General features: G+C 72.8%; 22 protein-coding genes and 1 pseudogene. 11 read left to right on the forward strand and 12 right to left on the reverse strand.

Translation table 11 applies throughout. From position 1 onward, the window contains the following. Positions 1 to 88 precede the first annotated feature (88 nt). The 10 genes and pseudogenes from nirD to ABZU99_RS30525 all read right to left on the reverse strand — a co-directional run bounded on the left by nirD (position 89) and on the right by ABZU99_RS30525 (position 9,400). Positions 89 to 460 carry a nitrite reductase small subunit NirD gene (gene nirD, locus ABZU99_RS30480; RefSeq protein ID WP_356048202.1) on the reverse strand — a complete coding sequence of 124 codons (372 nt, stop codon included), beginning with the start codon at positions 458 to 460 and terminating at the stop codon, positions 89 to 91. Next, positions 457 to 3,096 carry a nitrite reductase large subunit NirB gene (gene nirB, locus ABZU99_RS30485; RefSeq protein ID WP_356048200.1) on the reverse strand — a complete coding sequence of 880 codons (2,640 nt, stop codon included), beginning with the start codon at positions 3,094 to 3,096 and terminating at the stop codon, positions 457 to 459. The genes nirD and nirB overlap by 4 nt, the downstream gene beginning before the upstream one ends. Before the next feature lie 81 nt (positions 3,097 to 3,177). Continuing rightward, positions 3,178 to 3,359 (reverse strand): annotated as a pseudogene (locus ABZU99_RS30490) (cytochrome P450); the annotation flags it as partial. Positions 3,360 to 3,458: 99 nt separating this feature from the next. After that, a complete protein-coding gene (locus tag ABZU99_RS30495) occupies positions 3,459 to 3,587 on the reverse strand; it encodes a hypothetical protein (RefSeq protein ID WP_356048198.1) in 129 nt (42 codons plus the stop codon). Further along, positions 3,584 to 4,864, reverse strand: a complete 1,281-nt coding sequence (locus ABZU99_RS30500) for a cytochrome P450 (RefSeq protein WP_356048196.1) — start codon at positions 4,862 to 4,864, stop codon at positions 3,584 to 3,586. The genes ABZU99_RS30495 and ABZU99_RS30500 overlap by 4 nt, the downstream gene beginning before the upstream one ends. Then, the gene (locus ABZU99_RS30505; protein WP_355944077.1) at positions 4,861 to 5,409 is read right to left on the reverse strand and encodes an ATP/GTP-binding protein; all 549 of its coding nucleotides are present in this window, start codon (positions 5,407 to 5,409) and stop codon (positions 4,861 to 4,863) included. Before ABZU99_RS30505 ends, ABZU99_RS30500 begins: the two co-directional genes overlap by 4 nt. 91 nt (positions 5,410 to 5,500) lie before the next feature. Next, a complete protein-coding gene (locus ABZU99_RS30510) occupies positions 5,501 to 5,860 on the reverse strand; it encodes a DUF742 domain-containing protein (RefSeq protein ID WP_356048194.1) in 360 nt (119 codons plus the stop codon). Beyond that, positions 5,857 to 6,303: a roadblock/LC7 domain-containing protein gene (locus ABZU99_RS30515; protein WP_355943859.1), complete on the reverse strand. Its 447-nt coding sequence runs from the start codon at positions 6,301 to 6,303 to the stop codon at positions 5,857 to 5,859. Before ABZU99_RS30515 ends, ABZU99_RS30510 begins: the two co-directional genes overlap by 4 nt. Further along, positions 6,303 to 7,610: an ATP-binding protein gene (locus ABZU99_RS30520; protein WP_356048192.1), complete on the reverse strand. Its 1,308-nt coding sequence runs from the start codon at positions 7,608 to 7,610 to the stop codon at positions 6,303 to 6,305. The genes ABZU99_RS30515 and ABZU99_RS30520 overlap by 1 nt, the downstream gene beginning before the upstream one ends. A 122-nt stretch (positions 7,611 to 7,732) precedes the next feature. After that, on the reverse strand, positions 7,733 to 9,400 hold the full coding sequence (locus ABZU99_RS30525; RefSeq protein ID WP_356228071.1) for an ATP-binding protein: 1,668 nt from the start codon (positions 9,398 to 9,400) through the stop codon (positions 7,733 to 7,735). On the opposite strand from ABZU99_RS30525, the gene ABZU99_RS30530 reads away from it, so the two are divergent. Then, positions 9,384 to 9,680, forward strand: a complete 297-nt coding sequence (locus ABZU99_RS30530) for a hypothetical protein (protein WP_356228074.1) — start codon at positions 9,384 to 9,386, stop codon at positions 9,678 to 9,680. The two genes, ABZU99_RS30525 and ABZU99_RS30530, sit on opposite strands and share 17 nt — an antisense overlap. On the opposite strand, the gene ABZU99_RS30535 is transcribed toward ABZU99_RS30530, so the two are convergent. Next, positions 9,653 to 10,336, reverse strand: a complete 684-nt coding sequence (locus ABZU99_RS30535; RefSeq protein ID WP_355943853.1) for a response regulator transcription factor — start codon at positions 10,334 to 10,336, stop codon at positions 9,653 to 9,655. The genes ABZU99_RS30530 and ABZU99_RS30535 overlap by 28 nt on opposite strands. Positions 10,337 to 10,501: 165 nt before the next feature. Between ABZU99_RS30535 and ABZU99_RS30540 the strand changes: the two genes are divergently transcribed. The 3 genes from ABZU99_RS30540 (at position 10,502) to ABZU99_RS30550 (ending at position 12,678) form a co-directional block, all read left to right on the forward strand. Continuing rightward, positions 10,502 to 11,056 carry a hypothetical protein gene (locus ABZU99_RS30540; RefSeq protein ID WP_356048186.1) on the forward strand — a complete coding sequence of 185 codons (555 nt, stop codon included), beginning with the start codon at positions 10,502 to 10,504 and terminating at the stop codon, positions 11,054 to 11,056. A gap of 104 nt (positions 11,057 to 11,160) precedes the next feature. Then, positions 11,161 to 11,943 (forward strand): TSUP family transporter, encoded by a 783-nt coding sequence (locus ABZU99_RS30545; RefSeq protein WP_356048184.1) that lies wholly within the window; start codon positions 11,161 to 11,163, stop codon positions 11,941 to 11,943. An 84-nt stretch (positions 11,944 to 12,027) separates the two neighbouring features. Continuing rightward, complete coding sequence (locus tag ABZU99_RS30550) at positions 12,028 to 12,678, forward strand: TIGR04222 domain-containing membrane protein (protein WP_356048182.1); 651 nt, start codon at positions 12,028 to 12,030, stop codon at positions 12,676 to 12,678. Positions 12,679 to 12,723: 45 nt separating this feature from the next. On the opposite strand, the gene ABZU99_RS30555 is transcribed toward ABZU99_RS30550, so the two are convergent. Then, positions 12,724 to 13,086 (reverse strand): cupin, encoded by a 363-nt coding sequence (locus tag ABZU99_RS30555; protein ID WP_355943845.1) that lies wholly within the window; start codon positions 13,084 to 13,086, stop codon positions 12,724 to 12,726. Between the two features lie 92 nt (positions 13,087 to 13,178). Between ABZU99_RS30555 and cutA the strand changes: the two genes are divergently transcribed. The 7 genes from cutA (at position 13,179) to ABZU99_RS30590 (ending at position 22,607) form a co-directional block, all read left to right on the forward strand. Continuing rightward, positions 13,179 to 13,523, forward strand: a complete 345-nt coding sequence (gene cutA / locus ABZU99_RS30560; protein ID WP_355943843.1) for a divalent-cation tolerance protein CutA — start codon at positions 13,179 to 13,181, stop codon at positions 13,521 to 13,523. Positions 13,524 to 13,969: 446 nt separating this feature from the next. Continuing rightward, positions 13,970 to 14,956, forward strand: coding sequence for an adenosine deaminase (locus tag ABZU99_RS30565; protein ID WP_356048180.1), 987 nt, complete (start codon positions 13,970 to 13,972; stop codon positions 14,954 to 14,956). A 292-nt stretch (positions 14,957 to 15,248) separates the two neighbouring features. Next, positions 15,249 to 16,049 carry a CbiX/SirB N-terminal domain-containing protein gene (locus ABZU99_RS30570; RefSeq protein ID WP_356048205.1) on the forward strand — a complete coding sequence of 267 codons (801 nt, stop codon included), beginning with the start codon at positions 15,249 to 15,251 and terminating at the stop codon, positions 16,047 to 16,049. After that, entirely contained in the window at positions 16,046 to 17,467 is a 1,422-nt protein-coding gene (locus ABZU99_RS30575; protein WP_356048178.1) for a deoxyguanosinetriphosphate triphosphohydrolase, read from the forward strand. The genes ABZU99_RS30570 and ABZU99_RS30575 overlap by 4 nt, the downstream gene beginning before the upstream one ends. 334 nt (positions 17,468 to 17,801) lie before the next feature. Next, the gene (locus ABZU99_RS30580; protein WP_356048176.1) at positions 17,802 to 19,097 is read left to right on the forward strand and encodes an FAD-dependent oxidoreductase; all 1,296 of its coding nucleotides are present in this window, start codon (positions 17,802 to 17,804) and stop codon (positions 19,095 to 19,097) included. 74 nt (positions 19,098 to 19,171) lie between these two features. After that, entirely contained in the window at positions 19,172 to 21,151 is a 1,980-nt protein-coding gene (gene dnaG, locus ABZU99_RS30585) for a DNA primase (RefSeq protein WP_356048174.1), read from the forward strand. Between the two features lie 106 nt (positions 21,152 to 21,257). After that, on the forward strand, positions 21,258 to 22,607 hold the full coding sequence (locus tag ABZU99_RS30590; RefSeq protein WP_356048172.1) for an RNA polymerase sigma factor: 1,350 nt from the start codon (positions 21,258 to 21,260) through the stop codon (positions 22,605 to 22,607). Positions 22,608 to 22,628 lie beyond the last annotated feature (21 nt).

The raw sequence follows: 22,628 nt of genomic DNA on the forward strand, positions 1-22,628 counted from the left end.
TTTGTCCACACACCAACCGATGATCACGCGGTGGCCGTACCCGTTCCCAGCCGGGTCCGCAGCAAGATCGCGAAGTCACACTGGAGTACTAGGAGCCCGGGGCGGCCCCGGTCGTACGCGTCACATACGCCTGGACGGAGACCGTCTCGTCGTCCAGGCAGCGCCCCGTCTCCAGGTCGAAGCGCTGCTTCAGCAGCGGCGAGGCCACGAACGGGCGCCCGTCCGCGGTGCCCAGCAGCCCGCGCGAGAGGACATACGCGCCGGTGAACGGGTCGCGGTTGCCGATCGCGTACGCGCGGCCTGCGCGGTCGAGGAAGATCGCGACCTGGGTTCCGTCCGGCAGCAGGGCGGCCACCCCGCGTCCCGGGGTGAGGTCGGACAGCTCGCACACCGCGAACCATCGCTGGTCGAGGAGGAGTGTGACGCGGACGGCGGTCCGCTCGGGCGCCGTGGTGGTCATCGGCTGGAGGTCCCTTCGAGAGCGCGGGCGGTACGGACGGGGATGGACGGGCCGGACAGGATCGTCAGATCCGGCTTGACCTGGTCGCGCTCCGGGACGAACCGAACCGTCGGGTCCGGCGCCTCGGGCGCGTTGACGAAGGAGACGAAGCGCCGCCGCCGCTCCGGGTCGTTGATCGTCTCGGCCCACTCGTCGCGGTAGCCCGCGACGTGGTCGGCCATCAGCGCCTCCAGTTCGGCGCACAGCCCGAGCGAGTCGTTGACCACCACATCGCGTACGTGGTCCAGACCGCCCTCGATCCGCTCCAGCCAGGCCGACGTGCGCTCCAGCCGGTCCGCGGTGCGGATGTAGAACATCAGGAAGCGGTCGATGAGCCGGATCAGCTCCTCGTCGTCCAGATCCTGGGCGAGCAGATCGGCGTGGCGCGGATCGGCGCCGCCGTTGCCGCCGACGTACAGATTCCAGCCGGCGGCGGTCGCGATGACGCCGAAGTCCTTGCCGCGTGCCTCCGCGCATTCGCGGGCACATCCGGAGACGGCCGACTTCAGCTTGTGCGGGGAGCGCAGTCCGCGGTAGCGCAGCTCCAGGTCGATGGCCATGCGCACCGAGTCCTGGACGCCGTAGCGGCACCAGGTCTGGCCCACACAGGACTTCACGGTGCGCAGCGCCTTGCCGTACGCGTGCCCCGACTCGAACCCGGCGTTCACCAGCCGCGCCCAGATCGCCGGGAGCTGGTCCACCCGGGCGCCGAAGAGATCGATCCGCTGACCGCCGGTGATCTTCGTATAGAGCCCGAAGTCCCGGGCCACCTCGCCGATCACGATCAGCTTCTCGGGGGTGACCTCCCCGCCGGGGATCCGCGGCACGATCGAATACGACCCGTTGCGCTGCAGGTTGGCCAGGAAGTGGTCGTTGGTGTCCTGGAGCGCGGCCTGTTCGCCGTCCAGGACATAGCCACTGGCGCCCAGCGTCGGGGCGAGCGAGGCGATGATCGACCCGACGGCCGGCTTGCACACCTCGCAGCCGTCGCCGCTGCGCGCCTCCTCGCGGCCGTGGTTGTCCAGCAGCCGTGCGTAGGTGGTGATCCGCAGCGTGCGGACGATCTCGTACAGCTCGGCGCGGGTGTAGGCGAAGCAGCCGCACAGCCCCTTGTCGACGCTGATCCCGCTTGCCTCCAGCTCGTCGCTCACCAGGGTGGTCAGCGTCTTGACGCAGCTGCCGCAGCCGGTGCCCGCCTTGGTGCACTTCTTCACCTCGGGCACGGTGGTGCACTCGTGCTCGGTGACCGCCGAACGGATCGCGCCCTTGGTGACGTTGTGGCAGCTGCAGATCACCGCCTCGTCGGGCAGCGCGGACGGTCCGAGCGCGGTGGGCGCGCCGAGCCCCGCCGGGAGCACCAGCTGCTCGGGGGCGATCGGCGGGACCGAGCCGGTCAGTGGCCGCAGCATGCCGTACGCGTCCGCGTCACCGACCAGCACCCCGCCCAGCAGTGTGCCGTCGGCGCCGACCACCAGCTTCTTGTAGACGCCGGCGCGGGCGTCGGACCAGAGGACGTCGAGGCAGCCGTCGGCGGTGCCGTGGGCGTCGCCGAAGCTCGCCACGTCCACGCCCAGCAGCTTGAGCTTGGTGGAGGTGTCGGCGCCGGTGAAGCCCTCCGTGGCCGTCTCCGCGATGTCGCAGGCGGCCACCTCGGCCATCTCGTAGCCGGGCGCGACCAGCCCGTACACCCGGCCGTCGGCGGCCAGCGCGCATTCGCCGATCGCATAGATGTCCGGGTCGCCGGTGCGGCAACGCTCGTCCACCGCGATCCCGCCGCGCTCGCCGACCGTGAGGCCGCAGTCGCGGGCGAGCTGGTCGCGGGGGCGAACGCCCGCCGAGAAGATGACCAGGTCGGTGGCGAGGGACGAGCCGTCCGACAGCGTCATCCCGGTGACCGCGCCGCCCTCGTCCGTCGTGATCCCCTGGCCGCCGACGCCGGTGTGCACGATCAGGCCCATGTCCTCGACGGTGCGGCGCAGTGCGGCGCCGCCGCCCTCGTCCACCTGGAGGGCCATCAGCCGGGGGCTGAACTCCACGATGTGCGTGGTCAGTCCGAGCCCCTTCAGCGCCCCCGCCGCCTCCAGCCCGAGCAGCCCGCCGCCGACCACGGTGCCGGTCGTGCGGCCCTTGGCGTACGCCTCGATCGCGAGGAGGTCGTCCACCGTGCGGTAGACGAAGCAGCCCTCGCTGTCCTTGCCGGGGACGGGCGGGACGAACGGATACGAGCCGGTGGCCAGCACCAGCGTGTCGTAGGCGACGGTGAGCCCGGAGCGGGAGGTGACCGTGCGTTGGGCGCGGTCGATCGCCTCGACCGGGTCGCCGAGGTGCGGCTCGATACCGTGCCGGGCCCAGAAGCCGTCCTCGACCAGGGAGAGTTGATCGGGGGTGCGCCCGGAGAAGTACGAGGTCAGCTGGACGCGGTCATAGGCCGGCCGGGGCTCCTCGCAGAACACCACGACTCGGGCGCGCTCGGTCACGCCCCGGTCCGCCAGGGCCTCCAGAAAGCGCTGGCCGACCATGCCGTGCCCGACGAGCACGATCGTGGGGATCGCGGGGGTCGCGGGCGGGATCTCGGTGTCCGGTGCGCTTTTCGTCATACCAGGAAGCGTGCGGGGCGCCTGTTACCCGTCCGCATCCGAACCGTTTCCCGCAGGGAACGCTGCGCTCAGCGCACCCCGTCAGTGGCTGTGAGCCGCTTCCGTCAGCCGGACCGGCAGCTCGTGCGGACTGTTGCCGATGAAACTCGGGTGCGGGACGAGCTCGTCGTCCGGGACCGCCAGATCGAGCGCCGGGAAGCGGGTGAACAGCGCCTCCAGGGCGATGGTGGCCTCCATCCGGCCAGCGGGGCGCCCAGGCAGTAAGCGGATGCGGTGAAGTTCGCCGCTGATCCCTCGCCGTTCGGCCTGGCTGAGGGCTTGGACGCCGAGAAGGATCAGCACTTGAACTTCGCCGTAACCGCTTAGTGAGCGCCGCGCCCGAAGGACAGACGGCGGGTGGCGGCCTCCTTGACCGCGTGCTGATCGGCCCCGCCGGGGTCGAGGCGGTGCGGCGGCAGGGCGTGCGGCACGGGGCACCGGCCGTCGGTCATCGGCTGCCTCCTGCGGGGGCGGCGGGGGCGGTCGGGGCGGGGCCCGTCAGGGCGGGGGAGTCGGCGGCCGGCCGCGGCGCGGAGAACCGTACGGGCAGCCCCGCCAGCCCCTTGGACCAGGGCGAGGTGATCCACGGAAGCTGGTCCTCCGGCACCGCGATCTCCAGATCGGGCAGCCGGCGGCGGAGCGTGTCCACGGCGGTGCGGGCGATCAGCCGGGCCGCGTCCTGTGCCGGGCAGGTGTGCGGGCCCGCGCCGAAGGCGAGATGGGAGCGGTTGCCGACCACCGGCCGCCCGTCCTCGGGCAGCGCTTCCGGGTCGGCGTTGGCACCGGCGAGGCCCAGGATCAGCATGTCCCCGGCGCGGATGTCCCGGCCGCCGAAGCGCAGATCACGGGTGGCGTAGCGGCCGGGGAAGTTGTGGGTGGGCGGCTGGCGCCACAGCACCAGGTCCAGGGCGTCGTCCACGGTCAGCCGGCCGCGGGCGAGCGAGGAGCGGAACGCGGGGTCGGTGAGCAGGATCTGAGTGGTGGAGGCGATCCAGTTCACGGTGGTCTGATTCCCCGCCACGATGATCACTACGAGGTTGTGCAGCACCTCCTCGTCGCTCAGCCCGACGGGATGCTCCAGCAGCCAGGAGGTCAGATCCGCGCCCGGCCTCCGCTTCTTCTCCGCGATCAGCTCCAGCAGGATGCGCCCCATGCGGCGGTTGGCGCCGGCGGCGGCCACAGTGGGGGCCACGACGGTGGCGATCGCCTCGACCAGCCGCGGTCCGTTCTCCTCGTCGAGCCCCAGCAGCTCCGTGACGACCTGGAGCGGCAGCAACCGGGCGTACTGCGCCACCAGGTCGGCCTCATGGCGCTCGGCGAACCCGGCGACCAGCCGCTCCGCGGTGGTCCGCACCCGGCGGATCAGCTCATGCCCGTTCACCCGGCCCAGCGCGTCCGCCACCGCCGAGCGCATCCGGCGGTGCTGCTGGCCGTCCGCGAACAGCAGCGCGGGCCGCCAGCCGACCAGCGGCATCAGCGGGGAGTCGGCCGGCACCCGGCCGTCGCGCAGCGGGGCCCAGCGGCGCGGGTCGTGCGAGAAGTACTGCTCGTCGCGGGTGAGATGGAGCAGCTCACGGTGGCCGATGACCAGCCACGCCCCGAGGCGGGGCGAGATGTCGACCGGGACCACCGGGCCGTGTTCGCGGCGCATCCGCTCGTACAGCTCGGTGAGCGGGCCGTCCAGCGCCGCCCCGTACAGCGGTACGCGGGTGGTGGCCGGGGCGGTCACGACGCCTCCGTGATCGTCTCGATGAGATGGGAGACCAGCGAGATCAGCGCCTTGACCGAGGAGGTGTGCTCGCGGGCGTCGCAGATGACCAGGGGGGTGTGCGGGAGCAGATCGAGCGCCGAGCGCAGCTCGTCCTCGCTGTGCAGCACGCTGTCCGGAAAGGCGTTGACCGCCACCGAAAACGGCACATCCAGATCCTCCAGATGGCCGATGGCGTCGAAGGACGCCTCCAGATCGCGGGTGTCCACGAGCGCGAGCGCGCCCAGCGCACCCCGTGCCAGGTCCTTCCACGCGGGCAGAAAGCGTTGTTGGCCGGGTGTGCCGAAGAGATACAGCACCAGCTCGCCGCCCAGCGTGATCCGCCCGAAGTCCAGCGCCACGGTGGTCGTGGTCTTCGACGGCCGTACGGCGGTGTCGAGCCGGGCGCCCGCCTGGCTCATGGTTGCCTCGGTGGACAGCGGCTTGATCTCGGACACCGTGCCGATCAGCGTGGTCTTGCCGACGCCCATGGGTCCGACCACCAGGATCTTGGCCGCGCCGGACACGCTGGACTGCACGTACATGACGGGGGTGTCGTCCATGTCGGCCATGTCGTCCGTCTCGTCCGTGTCCGTTGTGCCGTCCGTGCCGGTCATCTCAGAGCTTGCTCTCAAGCCCATCGAGCACCTTCCTCAGCAAGTCCGTATCGGTGCGCTTGGCCACCTTGATGGGCGGGCGTGCCACGATGTGCCCCCAGTCGATGAGATCGGCGAGCAGCACCTGCACCGATGCCGGTGGCTGACCGAGATGCGCGGCGACCTCCGCCACCGACAGCAGCCCCTGGCAGAAGCGGACGATCCGCCGGTATTCGGGCCGCAGGGCCGGGGGCGGGGCGCTCCCGGAGCCCATGACGAGCGTTTCCAGCGGCAGAGCAGCCCGTGAGGAACCCGCGCGCCCCCGTGTGATCACGTAGGGGCGCACCGCTGCCGTGGTCCGTTCCTCCCGGGGCTCGGTCATGACGCCGGGGGGACCGGCTCCCGCGGCCGGCTGCTCAAGTGGGCACCGATTCTGGCCACCAGAAGCTGCATCTGCTGGGCCACCAGGCCGACATCCGCCTCGGCGTCGGTGGCCACCCCCAGCGAGGCGCTCCGGCCGGCCGAGGTGAACAGCACAAACCCGCCGTCGGACTCGATCATCAGCTGTCGCACCCCCGCCTCGTCGCCGAACAGCAGCGACACCGTGGACTGGCTGGTCACCGTCAGCGCCGCGCAGGCGGCGGCCAGCGATTCGGCTTCGTCGACACCGAGCGTGGACACCTCGCCCGACAGCCCCTCGGCGGAGCCGTGTCCCATGCGCAGACCGTCCTCCGAGACGACGACGGCGTGCCGCACCCCGGGAATCTGAGTCAAGGGACGCAGCATCCATCCAACGTCGGGCAGCCTGGATATGGTTCCGGCCACTACCGGTCTCCTCCTTCTGGTTCGTCCGGGCCTTCCGGTACTGCGGGGTCCACTTGGCCTTGCCGGTCGCCTTCTTGGTCGCCTTCCTGGTCCCGCGCCGCCTCCGCCCGCCCGCAGCGGGTGCCCGAGACGACGCTGGTGACGGAGGCGCGCGCGGCCTCGGGCGTCCAGGGGGCACTGGCCGGTGCGGTGGGTGGCGCCCCCGTCGGCGCGGCGGTGCGCGGGACGTTGCGGCGGCGGTTGCGGCGCTGCGGAAGCGTGGAGCCCGCGGGCGTGGCCTCGCCGCCCACCGGCCCCTCGGGGGCCGGTCCTTCGGCGGCCACGCCGACCGGTACGGGCTCGACGACCACCGGCTCGGCGTCCTCCGCCGGCCCGTCCACCGGCTCCGTCAGCAGCCGGTGCGGTACGAAGACCACCACCCGTGTTCCGCCGTACGCCGATGCCGTCGACAGCTCCACCGAGAAGCCCAGCTCCCGCGACCAGCGCCCCACGCACGCCAGCCCCAGCCGCGGCACCGCACCCAGCTGGGCCAGGTCCAGACCGTCCAGGAGCTGAGCGGCGGCCTGCTCCAGCACATCGGTCGGCATGCCGAGCCCCGCGTCGTCGATCTCGATGACCGCACCCGCCGCGACCTCCCGGACGGAGACGGCGACCCGGGTGCGCGAGGGGGAGAAAACCGTGGCGTTCTCCAGCAGTTCGGCCACCGCGTGCATCAGACCCTCGACGGCGGGCGCCACCGCGTAGAGCGTCTGCCCGCCGTGCACCTCCACCCGGCCGAACTCCACGATGCGCGACTGTGCGCCGCGCACACAGTCGAAGAGCGACACCGGCCGGGTCTCCCGCCGAGCGGGCCAGATGCCGCACATCACCAGCAGCGTCTGCGCCTTACGGGACATCTGGGCGGCGGCGTGGTCGGCCTTCATCACCTCGGCCATCAGCTGTGCGTCGTCGACCCGCTGCTCCAGGCCGTCGAGGACCTGCTGCTGCACCATCGACATGGCGTGCATGTTCCTGGCCATGGACTCGAACGCCGCCTGTACGGAGTCGCGCAGAATCCGCTCCCGGCGCGCCGCCTCGTCCCAGTCGGCCTGGACGGCGGCCAGCCGCGCCACCTCCGCGCCGCGCTCGGCCGCCAGGGCCCGTTCCTTCGCCGCGGTGGCGCGTTCCCGCTCGGAAACGGTCCTCTCCCGCTCGGCCGCGGCCCGTGCCTCACCGACGGCTGTGCGCAGCCTGATCACCCACAGGAGGCATAGCAGCAGCACCAGCGGTGTGGCGGCCACGACGAGGGCCACCGTCCCCGACACCACCTACGCACACCTCCATCCGGGACGTGGCCAAGAACGGGCAGATACTACTGACCAACTGATCAGCCTGCGCCCGTAGTTGCCAAAGTCTCACGAGGGCGGTCCGGGTGCGCGCAGCGCGGGCGCTAGGACATACGGGCCCTCGGCAGGCGCAACAGCAGGCGAGCGCCGCCCCAGGGGCTGGTGTGGACCGTCAGGGTCCCGCCGTGGGCGTGAGCGATGTCATTGGCGATGGCGAGACCGAGACCGGTGCCGCCGTCCTGGCGGGCGCGAGCGTGATCCAGCCGGGTGAACCGTTCGAAGACGCGCTCGCGGTCGCATGCCGGAATGCCGGGACCGTCGTCGTCCACGGTCAGCTCGACGGCGTCGTGCTGGACGGTCACGGTGATCGAGACGGTGGCGCGGGCGTGTCTGCGGGCGTTGTCGGTGAGGTTGGTGAGGAGACGGGAGAGCTGTACGCGGCTGCCGGTGACGATCGCGTCCCGGCTGTCCCGGTTGTCTTGGCTGTCTGGGCTGTCCTGGCCGTCCGGGCTGTCCTGGCTGTCTTGGCCGTCCTGGCTGTCCCGGCTGTCCTGGCCGTCCCGGCTGTCCCGGCTGTCCCGGCCGTCCCGGCGGTCTTGGCCGTCCCGGCTGTCCCGGCTGTCCTGGCCGTCCGGGCTGTCCTGGCCGTCCCGGCGGTCTTGGCCGTCCTGGCTGTCCTGGCTGTCCTGGCTGTCTGGGCTGTCCTGGCCGTCCGGGCTGTCCTGGCCGTCCCGGCTGTTCCGGCCGTTCTGCCCGTCGTTGCCCGCACCGGCCGGACCCGCCGTGACCGCACCGGGGTGGCGCCGCATCTCCTCGTCCCGCAGCGCCGCGAGGTCCACCGGGGTGCGGGGCGGCGCCTCCTGGGCGTCGAGCCGGGCGAGCAGCAGCAGATCGGAGGCGACCGACTGAAGCCGTTCGGTGTCCCGCAGAGCCTTGTGCACGGCCGTCGGCCAGTCGGTCCGTGAGGGGTGGGCGAGGGCGAGTTCGAGCTGGGCGCGGACCGCCGCTATGGGGCTGCGCAGCTCATGGGAGGCGTCCGCGACGAACTGGCGCTGCCGGGTCATGGCCCGCTGCAGCCGGTCCAGCGTGGCGTTCATGGTCCGCGCCAGCCGCGAGATCTCGTCCCGCGCCGTCGGCACCGGCACCCGGCGGTGCAGATCGCGTTCGGTGATCTCGGTGACCTCCCGCTGGATGGCGGCGACCGGGCGCAGGGCGCGGCCGACGAGCAGCCAGGTGAGGGCGGCCACGAACAGCACGAGACCGGCGGCCGCTGGGGCGACCTCGCGCAGCAGCAGACCGGTGGCGTTGTCGAGCGCGGTGGTCGACGGGTCCACCTTCACGCTGTAGCCGTCCTCCCCGGGCGGGGAGGCGAGGACGGCACCGCCGCCGACGCCCTTGACCCGTGCGATGTTGGCCGGATCCGCCGGTTCCGGATCCGCCGGTTCCGACTGCGCCGTGTCCGCCGGTTCCGACTGCGCCGTGCCCGCCCGTCCCGGCGCCTCCCCTGGCGTCAGGGGGGAGGCGGGGGTGAGCGTGCGCCCCTCGGCGTCCCGGACCGTGACCTGGCCGGGGAGGACGAGGACCATCCGGCCCCCCGCCGGCCTGGACTGCGCCAATTGGCCCTGGATGGCGACGGCCGTCTTCTTGGCGTCGGTGCTCGCGCTGTCGCGGAGGTTCTTCTGGAGGGCCAGCACCAGGGCCAGCATGCACAGGGCGATCGCGAAGGCGACCGTCCCGGCGGCCGCCAGAACGGCCTTGGCGCGCACGCTCATCCCGCTGCGCAGGCTCACCCTCCCGACCAGGCTCATCCCGCTGCGCGAGCTCACCCTCCCTACCAGGCTCATCCCGCTGCCGAGGCTCACCCTCCCGACCGGGCTCGTCCCGCTGCCGAGGCTCACCCTCCCGACCGGGCTCGTCCCGCTGCCGAGGCTCACCCTCCCGACCGGGCTCGTCCCGCTGCGGAGGCTCACCCTCCCGACCGGGCTCGTCCCGCTGCGGAGGCTCATGCCACGCCTCAAGCTCCCCTACCCTCCGTCGCGGGCCAGCAGATAGCCCGCGCCTCGTATCGTGCGGATCGCCTGCCGCCCGTACGGCACATCGATCTTCCGGCGCAGGCTCCGGATGTAGACCTCGACCAGATTGGCCCCGCCGTCGTAGGCGGTGTCCCAGACCAGCTGCACGATCTCCGTCTTGGAGACCACCTGTCCGGCGCGGCGGGCGAGGCACTCCAGTACGGCGAACTCCTTGGCCGTGAGCGTGACGTTCTCGTTCCCCCGCGCACAGGCCAGCGCCGCCGGCTCCAGCCGCAGGTCCCCCAGGGCGAGCACCTCGGGCCGGTCCAGACCGCCCCGCCGGACCAGGGCCCGCAGCCGCGCGATCAGCACGACGAAGGAGAACGGCTTGGTCAGATAGTCGTCCGCGCCCACGTCGAGCCCGTCCGCCTCGTCGTACTCGCCGTCCTTCGCGGTCAGCATCAGAATCGGCGTCCAGACGCCGGCCTCGCGCAGCCGGGAGCAGACCTGATAGCCGGACAGCCCGGGGAGCATCACATCCAGCACGATGGCCGCGAACTCGGCGGACCGGGACAGCGCCAGCGCCAGGCCGCCCGGCCCGTCCGCCGCCTCCTCGATGGTGAACCCCTCCTGCTCCAAGCCCTCGGTGAGCAGCTCGCGAAGCCGGGCATCGTCTTCCACCACCAGAATGCGCACGGGGTCATGTTGGCACGGGGATGCTGAGTCCTCGCTGAAACGGAAAGGCCCTTCAGCGGGGGCTCAGGCGGTTCAGCGAGGACTCAGCACCGGTGCGCCACGGTGGGTGCGCCGACGGATCGAGAGGTCCCTCGGCATCCAACTCCCGTGAACAAGGAGACAACTGTGTTCAAGACGCGCTCCACTGCCACCGCCACCAAGCGCCGCGGTGTCATCATCGCCGCGGCGGCGGGTGCCCTGGCGCTGGGGGCCATGGCCCCCGCGTCGGCCGCCACCGCGACGGCGAAGTCCATCGCCCCGGGGGAGCCGCACGGCCGCGTGATCATCTGCGGCCACACCGGGCCGGGGGTGCCGGCCGAGCCGGGTACGCCGGTCGTGGTGGGTAAGGCGACGAAGCCGGTCAAGCGCGAGGTCGCCAAGAGGATCGAGCTCGCCAAGCCGGGCACGGGCAAGGGCAAGGTCATCACCTGCCCCGCGATCCCCGGCAAGCCGGTGCCCGGCAAGGTCTGCAAGGTCATCGTGATCAAGAAGGGTGACCGGGCCCACTCCTCCGTCCCGGCGATTCCCGCCAAGCCGACGCTCCCCGGGAAGCCGGGCAAGCCCGCGAAGCCGGGCAAGTGCGTCATCATCGTGGCCAAGGGCGGGAAGCACGTCGCTCAGCGGGGCTCGACCGCTGCGGGGTCGGCCATCGCTGAGGCGGCCCCGGCCACCCGCCCGTAAGCCACGGCCGGCACATGGGGGCCGGCCGTCCGCAAGGCCCGGCGCGCGAAGGCGCGCCGGGCCTCCCCGCGTCCGCACCCACCGGCCGCTCTAGGCTCCTGATCATGCCTGACATACCGCTGATGACGTTGCTCCTGCTCTGTCTGGCCGCCGGGGCGGCCGGCTGGATCGACGCCGTGGTGGGAGGCGGGGGCCTGCTGCTGCTCCCCGCGCTGCTGGTCGGACTGCCACAGCTGCCGCCCGCGTTCGTCCTCGGCACCAACAAGGCGATCGCCATCTGCGGTACGACGGGCGCGGCCGTCACCTACACCCGCAAGGCCCCGGTCGACGTCCGGATCGCCGTCCGCATCGGCGTGGCCGCCGCCATCGGCGCCCTCGCGGGGGCCTCGCTCGCCTCCGGCATCGACGGCGGGGTGCTCCGCCCGCTCATCATGGTCGTGCTGCTGGCCGTGCTGGCGTTCATCCTCCTCCGCCCCACCTTCGGTACGGCCCCCGCCCTCACCGGCCCCCTCTCCCGCCACCGCATCCTCACCGCCGTCCTCGCGGTGGGCCTCGGTATCGGCTTCTACGACGGTCTGATCGGCCCGGGCACCGGCACGTTCCTGATCATCGCCCTCGTCGCCACGCTGGGGATGGACATGGTGACCTCGTCGGCGACGGCGAAGGTGGTCAACGTCTGCACCAATGTGGGCGCGCTGGTCACGTTCGGCCTGCAGGGCACGGTGTTGTGGCGCCTGGCGGCGGTGCTGGCGTGCTTCAACCTGGCGGGCGGGATGGTGGGGGCGCGGATGGCCCTGAAGCGGGGGAGTGGCTTTGTACGGGGGGTGTTGATGGTGGTCGTGGTCTCGCTGGTCTGCAAGCTGGGATACGACCAGTGGGTGGCGTGAAGTTGGGCCGCTGAGGGTTCATCACCCCGTCTTTCGGACAAAACTGACGGTAGGAAAGCAGTTCGGATGGACGGGGGCATTCCGATGCGGACCATATTCCGGCGCACCGCCGCGGCGGCGCCACCGGTCCTGGATCTCTACGACATCGCCTATCTAGCGGGCGGGCCGCGCCGCGTGGCCGAGACCGCCGTCATCGCGCTCAGCGAGCGAGGCGCCATCACGGTCCGGCGCTCCCGCGCGCGGGTCACGGGCGGCCGCGCCGAGCACCCGGTCGAGCGGGCCCTCATCGCGCTGTGCCCGGTGGGGAAGCGCGTGGCCCCGGTGCTCACCGCGCTGCGGGACGGACCCGAGACGGCCCGGATCGGGCAGCGGCTCGTCTCGTACGGCCTGCTCGCCCGTTCGCGGCGCCGCCTCACCCCGGCGGGCAGGCGCCACCTGGAGACGGCGCGGGCGGAAGGCACGCTTCCGGGCTACGTCTTCACCGGCCCGGCCGCCGTCCCGGACCGGGGGCTGCGCCGCACCCTCCGGGAGGCGGCACCACCCCCGTCCGGCCTCGGCCGCGGTCTGATCCGTATGGGCAGGACCCTCGAGTCCGACTCCGACTCGTACGCGTACTCCGATGCGTACTGCGAGGCGTACTCCGACTCGGCCTCGACCTCGTGCCATGACGGGGGCGGTGGCCACCACTCCTGCGGCGGCGGCGGCGGTGGCGGCGGTGGCGGCGGCAGCGACTGAGGGGGGGCGGCGGGGCGGCGCCGGGCGCGACGCGGCCGCTCGGCGTCAGGCGTTGCCCGTGTTCTCGTAGGGCTCGGGGCAGTGCGGCGTCGCGGTCACCGCCGTCAGCAGCACGACGGAGTCCTCCACCGCGCTCATCGCATGCCGCTCGTGCGGGACGCGCAGCACCTGCCCCGCGATGACGTCGACGTGGGCGCCCTCCTCACCGGTCAGTCGCACATGCCCGTGCAGCACCTGCAGGCTCGCCGCCGGAGGCGCGTTGTGCTCATCGGTCTCGATGCCCGAGACCATGGCGATCACGCTCTGCCGCAGCGGCCCGTCGTGCAGGAACAGATGCGCGCTGCGCCCGTGCGGATCGGCCTTGGCCTGGTCCAGATGGTGGCGCGCGAGCGTGGTGAGGTCATCCATGAGTGCCCCTCGATCGGTCCGGTCTGATCGTCGGCGGGTTCCCTCAATCCTCACCGGCTAGCGTGGTGCGCGCCAGTTCGCAGGGGCGCGTTATGGAGAGAGGTTCAGCCGCCGTGGCCGACTACGTGACCGTACTGACCACTACCGACACCCCCGAGAAGGCCGAGGCGATCGCCCGCGCGGCCATCGAGGCGCGGCTGGCGGCCTGTGCGCAGATCAGCCAGCCCGTGACATCGGTGTACCGGTGGGAGGGGGCGATCGAGACCGCGGCGGAGTGGCAGGTGCTCTTCAAGACGACCGCGGCGCGGTACGACGAGCTGGAGGCGCATATCCGTGAGACGCACGACTACGAGACGCCCGAGGTCATCGCGACACCCATCGTGAACGGGAGCGAGGACTATCTGGCGTGGGTGGTGGCGGAGACGACGATCGGCTGACGGCGACGGCGTCACCCGGCCCCTCACCTGTCGCCCTTGGCCCCGGGTCCGGCGTCCGCCAAGGCCCTGTCCACCCCCCCGGCTCGCGCGGCCCGAGAAACCGCGGATCCGGCCGGAACGCCGCGTCCAGCGCCGCCTTGCCCGCCGCCACGGTCTCCCGCACCCCGCCGAAGTGCCACGTCGCGTCGTGCGGCTCGTCCACCGCCACCCTCGAATGTCTCGCGGGGCCCTTCGGCGTCCGGTGTCTCTGTGGTCATTGGCCGCTCCAATATCGCGGTCACCGCGTCCTCCGTCTGCTACAGAGCGTACTGTCGCCCTCACCGTGGCGGTGGACCGCAGCCGTTGTCCGTTATCCGTTCGCGTTCCCCCTGACGAGTGACGCGACCGGTCCGGCATAGCCTTGAGCAGTCGTTCCGTACCACCGAAAACAGCAGGTGATCCCCGCCGTGCCGCCGATTCCCAAGGCAGAGCTCCATCTCCACATCGAGGGCACCCTGGAGCCCGATCTGGCCTTCGCGCTCGCCGAGCGCAACGGGGTCGAGCTGCCGTACGCCACCCAGGACGAGCTGCGGGCCGCGTACTCGTTCAGCGACCTCCAGGACTTCCTCAACCTCTACTACGCCCTGACGGCCGTCCTGCGCACCGAGGACGACTTCGCCGACCTCACCCACGCCTATCTGGCTCGCGCCCGTGAGCAGGGCGTCCGGCACGCCGAGATCTTCTTCGACCCGCAGGCCCACACCGCGCGCGGCGTCCCCATCGGCACGGTCATCGGGGGGCTCGCGCGGGCACTGGACGCCGCCGAGGAGACGTACGGCATCACCACCCGCCTCATCATGTGCTTCCTGCGCGACCGGAGCGCCGAGTCGGCGCTGGAGACCTTCGAGGCGGCCCGTCCCCATCTGGGCCGGATCGCGGCCGTGGGCCTCGACTCGGCGGAGGTCGGCAATCCGCCGTCGAAGTTCCGTGAGGTGTACGCGCGGGCCCGGGAGGCCGGGCTGAAGTGCGTGGCGCACGCGGGGGAGGAGGGGCCGCCCGCGTATGTGTGGGAGGCGCTGGACGTCCTGGGCGTGGACCGGATCGACCACGGCGTGCGGTGCCTGGAGGACGACGCGCTGGTGGCCCGGCTGGTCGCCGACCGGACCCCGCTGACCGTCTGCCCCCTGTCGAACGTCCGGCTGCGCGTCGTCGACCGGCTGGAGGACCACCCGCTGCCCGCCATGCTCGACGCCGGTCTGCTGGTGACGGTCAACTCCGACGACCCCGCCTACTTCGGCGGCTACGTGGACGACAACTTCACCGCCGTACGGGACGCGCTCGGCCTCGACGAGGCGACGCTGCGCACGCTGGCCCGCAACTCCTTCCACGCGGCCTTCCTGGACGAGGGGACGCGGGCGGCGTATCTGAAGGAAGTCGACACGGCCACGGGCTGACACCGCACGGGCCGACCGCTTGACCTCACCTCTGGTTCGACTTCTACGTTCATGAAGGGCCGCGCGCTGCGCGAGCGGGCGGCGGAGCGGCAGGTGCGCGGCCGGGGCGATCTCACCGTGCCGGGGCCGGCTGTGAAGTCGGCGCAATCACCTGTCACGGCGGCGCAACGGCGGCGCAACGCGCCCCTGCCACGCTCTCGTCATGACGGCGTCGAACCACCCCGGCCCCCATGACTCCGACCGCGACCCGGACCCCGACAGCACGGCTGACTTCGACAGCACCGCGCAGCTCATGACACGGATCACCGCGCAGCTCACCGACCGGCTCAGCACCCTGGGGCCCCGTGCCGCCCGGCGCGACCGCCCGCCCACTCTGGTGGCCGTGGCTCACGGCAGCCGGGACCCCGCCGCGTCGCGCACCGTGACCGCGCTCCTGGAGCGCGTCCGCGCGCTCCGCCCCGACGTGCCCGTACGGCTCGGCCATATCGAGCTGAACCAGCCGCTGCTCGCCGACACGCTCGCCGTGCTGCGCGGCGAGGCAGTCGTGGTGCCGCTGCTCCTCGGCCGCGGCTATCACGTCAAGCAGGACATCCCGGCCGCCGTCGCCGCCGCGCCTCATCTCGCCGCCCGGACCGCCGCCCCGCTCGGTCCGCATCCGCTGCTCGCCGAGGCGCTGCACGCGCGGCTGGCCGAGGCGGGCTGGCGTGACGCGGTCCCGCCCGGTGCGGGTGTCGTGCTGGCCGCCGCGGGTTCGCGTGACCCGGACGCGGCGGTCGACGCGGCCCGGACCGCCGCCCTGCTGAGCGCCCGGCTCGGCGGCGTACCGGTGCTGCCCGGCTATGCCTCCGGCTTGGGGCCCACCGTGCCCGAGGCGGTACGCGCCCTGGCGGCGCTGGGCCGCGAGCGCACCGCGGTGGCCTCCTGCTTCGCCGCGCCCGGCCGCTTCGCCACCGAGTGCGCGGGCGCCGCCCCGGGGCTCGCGGCGGCCCCGCTCGGCGCGCACCCGGCGATGGCCCGGCTCGTGGTGCACCGTTACGAACAGGCCCTCTCCTCTGCTCCCCTGTCACACCCGGCGGCTACCGTCGGTGTATGACCCGCACCGCGGCCCCCGAGCCCGATCCATCCCGTACGCCAGGAAGTTCCCGTACGCCCGGAGGCTCTCACGCGTCCGGCGGCCCCTCCGGCGCGGGCGGGGAGGCCGGTGCCCGCCGGATCCCCGGCTATGAGGCGGCGGACCTGGAGCGCTGGGCGTCCGAGCCCGACAAGCGCCCGGGCCGGACGGCCTTCCAGCGCGACCGGGCCCGGGTGCTGCACTCCGCCGCCCTGCGCAGGCTGGCCGGGAAGACGCAGGTCGTGCCCGCCGCCCCGGCCACCGACCCGGGCCCGGCCGGGCGCGCCCCGGCCTGGGACGCCACGCCGCGCACCCGGCTGACCCACTCCCTGGAGTGCGCCCAGGTGGGCCGGGAGCTGGGGGCCGCCCTCGGCTGCGACCCGGATCTGGTGGAGATGGCCTGTCTCGCCCATGACCTCGGCCACCCGCCGTTCGGCCACAACGGCGAGCAGGTGCTCAACGAGATCGCCGAGCCGTGCGGAGGCTTCGAGGGGAACGCCCAGTCCCTGCGGCTGCTGGCCCGGCTGGAGCCCAAGCGGTTCGTCCCCGACCAGGAGTCCGGCGAGCCCGTGAGCGTCGGCCTCAATCTGACCCGCGCCGCCCTGGACGCCGCCACCAAGTACCCCTGGCCGCGCGGCGGCCACCCTCGCGAGCCCGGCTCCCGGAAGTTCGGGGTCTACGAGGAGGACCTCCCGGTCTTCGAGTGGTTCCGGCAGGGCGCGCCCGAGGGCCGTACGACCTTCGAGGCCCAGGTCATGGACTGGGCCGACGACGTGGCGTACTCGGTGCACGACGTCGAGGACGGGCTGCACGCCGGCCATCTCGACCCGAACAGCCTGCTCGCCGAGCCGGAGCGGCGCGAGGTCTTCGCGGTCGCCGCCGACCGCTATGCCCCGGGGGCCGAGCCCGAGGAGCTGGCCGAGGCGCTGGACCGGCTGCTCGACCAGGAGTGGTGGCCGCACGGCTACGACGGCTCTTCCGTCGCCCAGGCCCGCCTCAAGGACGCCACCAGCCAGCTCATCGGCCGCTTCTGCCTCGCCGCCGAGGGCGCCACCCGCGCCGCGTACGGCACGGGCCGCTTCACCCGCTACGCCGCCGAGCTGGTGGTGCCCCGCGCCATCCGGCTGGAGTGCGCGGTGCTCAAGGCGGTCGCCGACCGGTACGTCATCCAGCGCGCGGACCAGGAGCTGGTCCGTGCCGACCAGCGCGTCGTCATCCGCGAGCTGGGTGAGGCCCTGATCGCCCGCGCCCCCGAGGGCCTCGACCCCCAGTTCCGCGCCCTGTTCGACGCGGCGAAGGACGACACGGCCCGGCTGCGGGCGATCGTCGACCAGATCGCCGCCCTCACGGACACCTCGGCCCGCACCCTTCACACCCATCTGACCACCCGCCGGCCATGACGACGCTCCTCCGGGCGCCGCCCCCGGGGGCCGCGCGAGCCGGTCGGGGCCGCGCGCCGGCCCCGGCCAGTGGCGGTGCGGGCCCGTGGCGGCGCCGGGAGGAGCCGCCGGCGGCGGGCCGCCGCGTAGCGCGGGGCGGACGGGGTGGGGTGGCCCGCCCCCTGCGGGCCGCCGCCCACGGCGCGTGGCACGGGAGGGCCGTCGGCGGCCGGCCCCGAGACATGGCCCACTGGCCCTTCCCGCCGCACGACTGTTGCGGGAGGCTCTCTTTGGGCTGACGCGACGGGGGTATGGCAAACACTGAGGCACCGCTCGGCAGCGAGGAGGAGAACAAGTGGTCGACGCACACCAGACGTTCGTCATCGTCGGAGGGGGTCTGGCCGGGGCCAAAGCCGCGGAAACCCTTCGAGCGGAGGGCTTCACCGGGCGGGTGATACTGATCTGTGACGAGCGCGACCACCCCTATGAGCGGCCCCCGCTGTCCAAGGGCTTTCTCACCGGCAGCCAGGAGCGCGACAGCGTCTTCGTCCACGAGCCCGCCTGGTACGCACAGGCCGATATCGAGCTCCATCTCGGCCAGCCCGCCGTCCATCTGGACCGCGCCGCCAAAGCCGTGACCCTCGGCGACGGCACCCGGATCAACTACGACCGGCTGCTGCTCGCCACCGGGGCCGAGCCGCGCCGCCTCGACATCCCCGGCACCGATCTGGCCGGGGTCCACCATCTGCGCCGGCTCGCCCACGCCGAGCGGCTCAAGGGCGTCCTCGCCACCCTCGGCCGCGACAACGGCCAGCTGGTCATCGCGGGCGCGGGCTGGATCGGGCTGGAGGTCGCCGCCGCCGCGCGCGGCTACGGCGCCGAGGTGACCATCATCGAGCCCGAGCCGACCCCGCTCCACCCCGTCCTCGGCCCCGAGCTCGGCGCCCTCTTCGCCGACCTCCACAGTGAGCACGGCGTCCGCTTCCACTTCGGCGCCCGGCTCACCGAGATCACCGGCCAGGACGGCATGGTGCTGGCCGCCCTCACCGACGACGGCGAGGAGCACCCCGCCCACAGCGTCCTGGCCGCCATCGGCGCCGCCCCGCGCACCGCCCTCGCCGAGGCCGCGGGCCTTGAGGTGGTGGACCGCGCGGCGGGCGGCGGCATCGCGGTGGACGCCTCGCTGCGCACCAGCGACCCGGACATCTTCGCGGCGGGCGACGCCGCCTCGGCGCCGCTCGCGTTCCTGGAGGGCACCCCGGTGCGGGCCGCCCTGCCGCCGTCCGCCCGGCTGCGCGTCGAGCACTGGGCCAATGCCCTGAACGGAGGCCCGGCAGCCGCCCGCGCCATGCTCGGCCAGGACGTGACGTACGACCGGGTGCCGTACTTCTTCTCCGACCAGTACGACGTCGGGCTGGAGTACTCCGGCTACGCCCCGCCCGGCTCGTACGATCAGGTCCTGGTGCGCGGCGATGTCGGCAAGCGGCAGTTCATCGCGTTCTGGCTGAGCGAGGGCCGGCTGCTCGCGGGCATGAACGTGAACGTGTGGGACGTCACCGAGACCATCCAGCGGCTCATCCGCGGCGGCGCCCGGCTCGACCAGGCCGCCCTGGCGGACCCGTTCGTGCCCCTGACCTCCCTGCTGCCGTAGGGGTGTATCCCGGCGCGCACCGGCCGGGGTACGGCACGGCCAGCCGTGTCGTACCCCGGCCGTAGAATCCCCCTGTGGCAGGCAGGATCAACGACGACGACGTGAAGGCGGTGCGGGACGCGGTCCCGATCGACGCCGTCGTATCCGAATACCTCCAGCTGCGGAACGCGGGCGGCGGCAATCTCAAGGGCCTGTGCCCCTTCCACGACGAGAAGTCCCCGTCCTTCCAGATCAGCCCCGGCAAGGGGCTCTTCTACTGCTTCGGCTGCCAGGCCGGCGGCGACACGGTCGACTTCATCATGAGGATCGACCACCTCTCCTTCGCCGAGACCATCGAGCGGCTCGCCTCCCAGGCCGGGATCACCCTGCGCTACGAGGAGGGCGGCTACACCCCCGGCCGCCAGCAGGGCGAGCGCACCCGCCTGGTCGAGGCCCACAAGGTGGCCGCGCAGTTCTACGCCGAGCAGCTTGACGGCCCCGAGGCGGAGATCGGCCGGAAGTTCCTCGCCGAGCGCGGCTTCGACCAGGCCGCGGCCCAGCACTTCGGCGTCGGTTACAGCCCGGCCGGCTGGGACCATCTCATCCGGTTCCTGCGCGGCCGCGGCTTCACGGACAAGGAGCTGATCCTATCCGGCCTCGCCCAGGAGGGCCGCCGCGGCCCGATCGACCGGTTCCGGGGCCGGCTGATGTGGCCGATCCGGGACATCACCGGCGAGGTCGTGGGCTTCGGCGCCCGCAAGCTGCGCGATGACGACAACGGCCCGAAGTACCTCAACACCCCCGAGACCCCGCTCTACAAGAAGTCCAATGTCCTGTACGGCATCGACCTGGCCAAGAAGGACATCGCCAAGACCAGCCAGGCCGTCGTGGTCGAGGGCTACACGGACGTCATGGCCTGCCATCTCGCGGGTGTGACCACCGCCATCGCCACCTGCGGCACCGCCTTCGGCGGCGATCACATCAAGATCCTGCGGCGGCTGCTGATGGACAATTCGGGCGCCGAGGTGGTCTTCACCTTCGACGGCGACGCGGCCGGGCAGAAGGCGGCCCTGCGTGCCTTCGAGGACGACCAGCGTTTTGCCGCCGAGACCTCCATCGCCATCACACCCGGTGGTATGGACCCGTGTGAACTCCGCTTGGCGCACGGCGACGAGGCCGTGTCGGCTCTCGTCGAGAGCCGGACCCCGCTGTTCGCCTTCGCACTGCGATCGATCGTCTCCCGGTACAACCTGGAGACCGAGGAAGGACGCATCGCCGCGGTCGACGAGGCGGTGCCGGTTGTCGCGGCGATCAAGAACCCCGGGCTGCGCGACCGGTATGCGATCCGCCTCATCGGGATGGTCGGTATCGCCACACAGGCGGAGGAACAGTCGATCATCCGCCGGGTGCGAGGGCTGGCGCGCAGCAGGCAGAACCACGGGCCGGGCGGCCCGGAGCGCGGCGGCCGCGGCGACCAGCGCGATGGGCGTGGCAACCAGCGCCGAGGCACGGCCGGGCCCCAGCCCGCCGCCCGCCGTGACGGCGCGTCGCGCGGCCCCGGCGAGCCCGGCGCCGGCGCCGGGCCGCGCGGCCCCGCCCTGAACCTCCGCAGCCCCGCCCACCGCGTCGAGCGCGAGCTGCTCAAGCTCGCGCTGCAGCGCCCCGAGCTGGTCTCCCCGGCGTTCGACGCCTACGGCATCGACGAGTTCACCGCCCCGCCCTACGCGGCCGTGCGCCGCGCCATCGAGGACGCGGGCGGTGCGACCGCCGCCGACGGCGGCTATCTGACGCGGGTCCGGGACGCGGCGCCCGACGACACGGTCCGCGCCATGGTCACCGAGCTGGCCGTCGAACCCCTGCACACCCGCCGTGAGGCGGACGAGGCGTATGCGGGCGTCCAGTTGGTGGCCGTGCGGCTGGCCGCGGTGAACCGCCGCGTGAGTGAGGTGCGGGGCACCCTCCAGCGCCTCGGGCAGCACGCGGACCCGGCCCACCTCGCCGCCGTGCAGAACGAGCTGTGGGTGCTCCAGCAGTACGGCCAGTCGCTGCGCGACCGGGGGGCCGCGGCGCTGTAAGCGGTCGCGGTAGGCGCCGGGTAGTCGTGCGGTCACGGCCCGCTGAGCAAAAAGTGCTCGCACGCCCCTCGTGGCGGGCGTGTGTCGTACTCCACACTGGGGTGCGGTGCCTGAGTCTTCGGAGCGCGGCGGTGTTGGCCAGGAAGGGCCGGAATCCCCCGCAGATCCGCTCATGATGTACGGGACGGACGGCGGCCCGGCCGCCGCAGCCGTACCCGATCGTTCTGCCGCCTCAGCAGCGATCACCCTGGAGGTCGCCCCCGTGCAGACCCAGACCCTCACCGACGCGGCCCCCGCCCCGCCGCCACATTCTCCGTCCCGCCGGCCCCTCGGTGCCGCGTCCGACGGGCCTGTCGCACCGGCCACACCGCAGGTGCCCGCGGACTCCGAGGAGCCCGGCCCGGACCCCGTCGTGGATCCCACGCCGCCCGACGGCACCGCGGAGCCCGAGGAGGCGGCCGGGCCCGAGGCGGCCGGCCGGCCCGAGACCCCGGCCGAGCCCGGGCCCGAGCCCGTGGAGCCGCCCGCACGGCCCGACACCAGCGGCCCCTCCTCCGACCTCTTCCGCCAGTACCTCCGCGAGATCGGGCGGATCCCGCTGCTCTCCGCGGCCGAGGAGGTCGAGCTGGCCCGCCGGGTCGAGGCGGGCCTGTTCGCCGAGGAGAAGCTCGGTACCGCCCCCGATCTGGACAGCCAACTCGCCCTTGACCTCGACCGGTTGGTGGTCCTGGGCCGGATGGCCAAGCGGCGGCTGATCGAGGCGAACCTCCGCCTCGTCGTCTCCGTCGCCAAGCGCTACATCGGCCGCGGCCTGACCATGCTCGACCTGGTCCAGGAGGGCAATCTCGGCCTGATCCGGGCGGTCGAGAAGTTCGACTACGCCCGCGGGTACAAGTTCTCGACGTATGCGACCTGGTGGATCCGCCAGGCCATGTCCCGTGCCCTCGCCGACCAGGCCCGGACGATCCGGGTCCCGGTCCATGTGGTCGAGCTGATCAACCGGGTGGTCCGGGTCCAGCGCCGGATGCTCCAGGAGCGCGGCTGCGAACCCACCCCCGAGGAGGTCGCCGCCCATCTCGACCTCGCCCCCGAGCGGGTGAGCGAGGTGCTGCGGCTGGCCCAGGAGCCGGTGTCGCTGCACGCCCCGGTGGGGGAGGAGGACGATGTCGCCCTTGGCGACCTTATCGAGGACGGCGATGCCGCGTCCCCGGTCGAGTCCGCGGCGTTCCTCCTGCTCCGCGAGCATCTGGAGGCCGTGCTCTCCACCCTCGGCGAGCGCGAGCGCAAGGTCGTCCAGCTGCGCTACGGGCTGGCCGACGGCCGCCCGCGCACCCTGGAGGAGATCGGCCGGATCTTCGGGGTGACCCGGGAGCGGATCCGCCAGATCGAGTCGAAGACGCTCAGCAAGCTCCGCGACCACGCCTTCGCCGATCAGCTCCGGGGATATCTGGACTAGCCCCGGCCGGGATCTCCGACA

This window comes from Streptomyces sp. NPDC005266 (assembly GCF_040607655.1).
In the GTDB taxonomy this organism is placed as follows: Bacteria; Actinomycetota; Actinomycetes; order Streptomycetales; family Streptomycetaceae; genus Streptomyces.

Coding starts and splice junctions, on each gene's coding strand:
- ABZU99_RS30555 (WP_355943845.1), bottom strand. CDS start 13,086: ATGGATGACCTCACCACGCTCGCGCGCCACCATCTGGACCAGGCCAAG.
- ABZU99_RS30495 (WP_356048198.1), bottom strand. CDS start 3,587: ATGACCGACGGCCGGTGCCCCGTGCCGCACGCCCTGCCGCCGCACCGC.
- nirB (WP_356048200.1), bottom strand. CDS start 3,096: ATGACGAAAAGCGCACCGGACACCGAGATCCCGCCCGCGACCCCCGCG.
- ABZU99_RS30545 (WP_356048184.1), top strand. CDS start 11,161: ATGCCTGACATACCGCTGATGACGTTGCTCCTGCTCTGTCTGGCCGCC.
- nirD (WP_356048202.1), bottom strand. CDS start 460: ATGACCACCACGGCGCCCGAGCGGACCGCCGTCCGCGTCACACTCCTC.
- cutA (WP_355943843.1), top strand. CDS start 13,179: ATGGAGAGAGGTTCAGCCGCCGTGGCCGACTACGTGACCGTACTGACC.
- ABZU99_RS30550 (WP_356048182.1), top strand. CDS start 12,028: ATGCGGACCATATTCCGGCGCACCGCCGCGGCGGCGCCACCGGTCCTG.
- ABZU99_RS30525 (WP_356228071.1), bottom strand. CDS start 9,400: ATGAGCGTGCGCGCCAAGGCCGTTCTGGCGGCCGCCGGGACGGTCGCC.
- ABZU99_RS30510 (WP_356048194.1), bottom strand. CDS start 5,860: ATGACCGAGCCCCGGGAGGAACGGACCACGGCAGCGGTGCGCCCCTAC.
- ABZU99_RS30575 (WP_356048178.1), top strand. CDS start 16,046: ATGACCCGCACCGCGGCCCCCGAGCCCGATCCATCCCGTACGCCAGGA.
- ABZU99_RS30570 (WP_356048205.1), top strand. CDS start 15,249: ATGACACGGATCACCGCGCAGCTCACCGACCGGCTCAGCACCCTGGGG.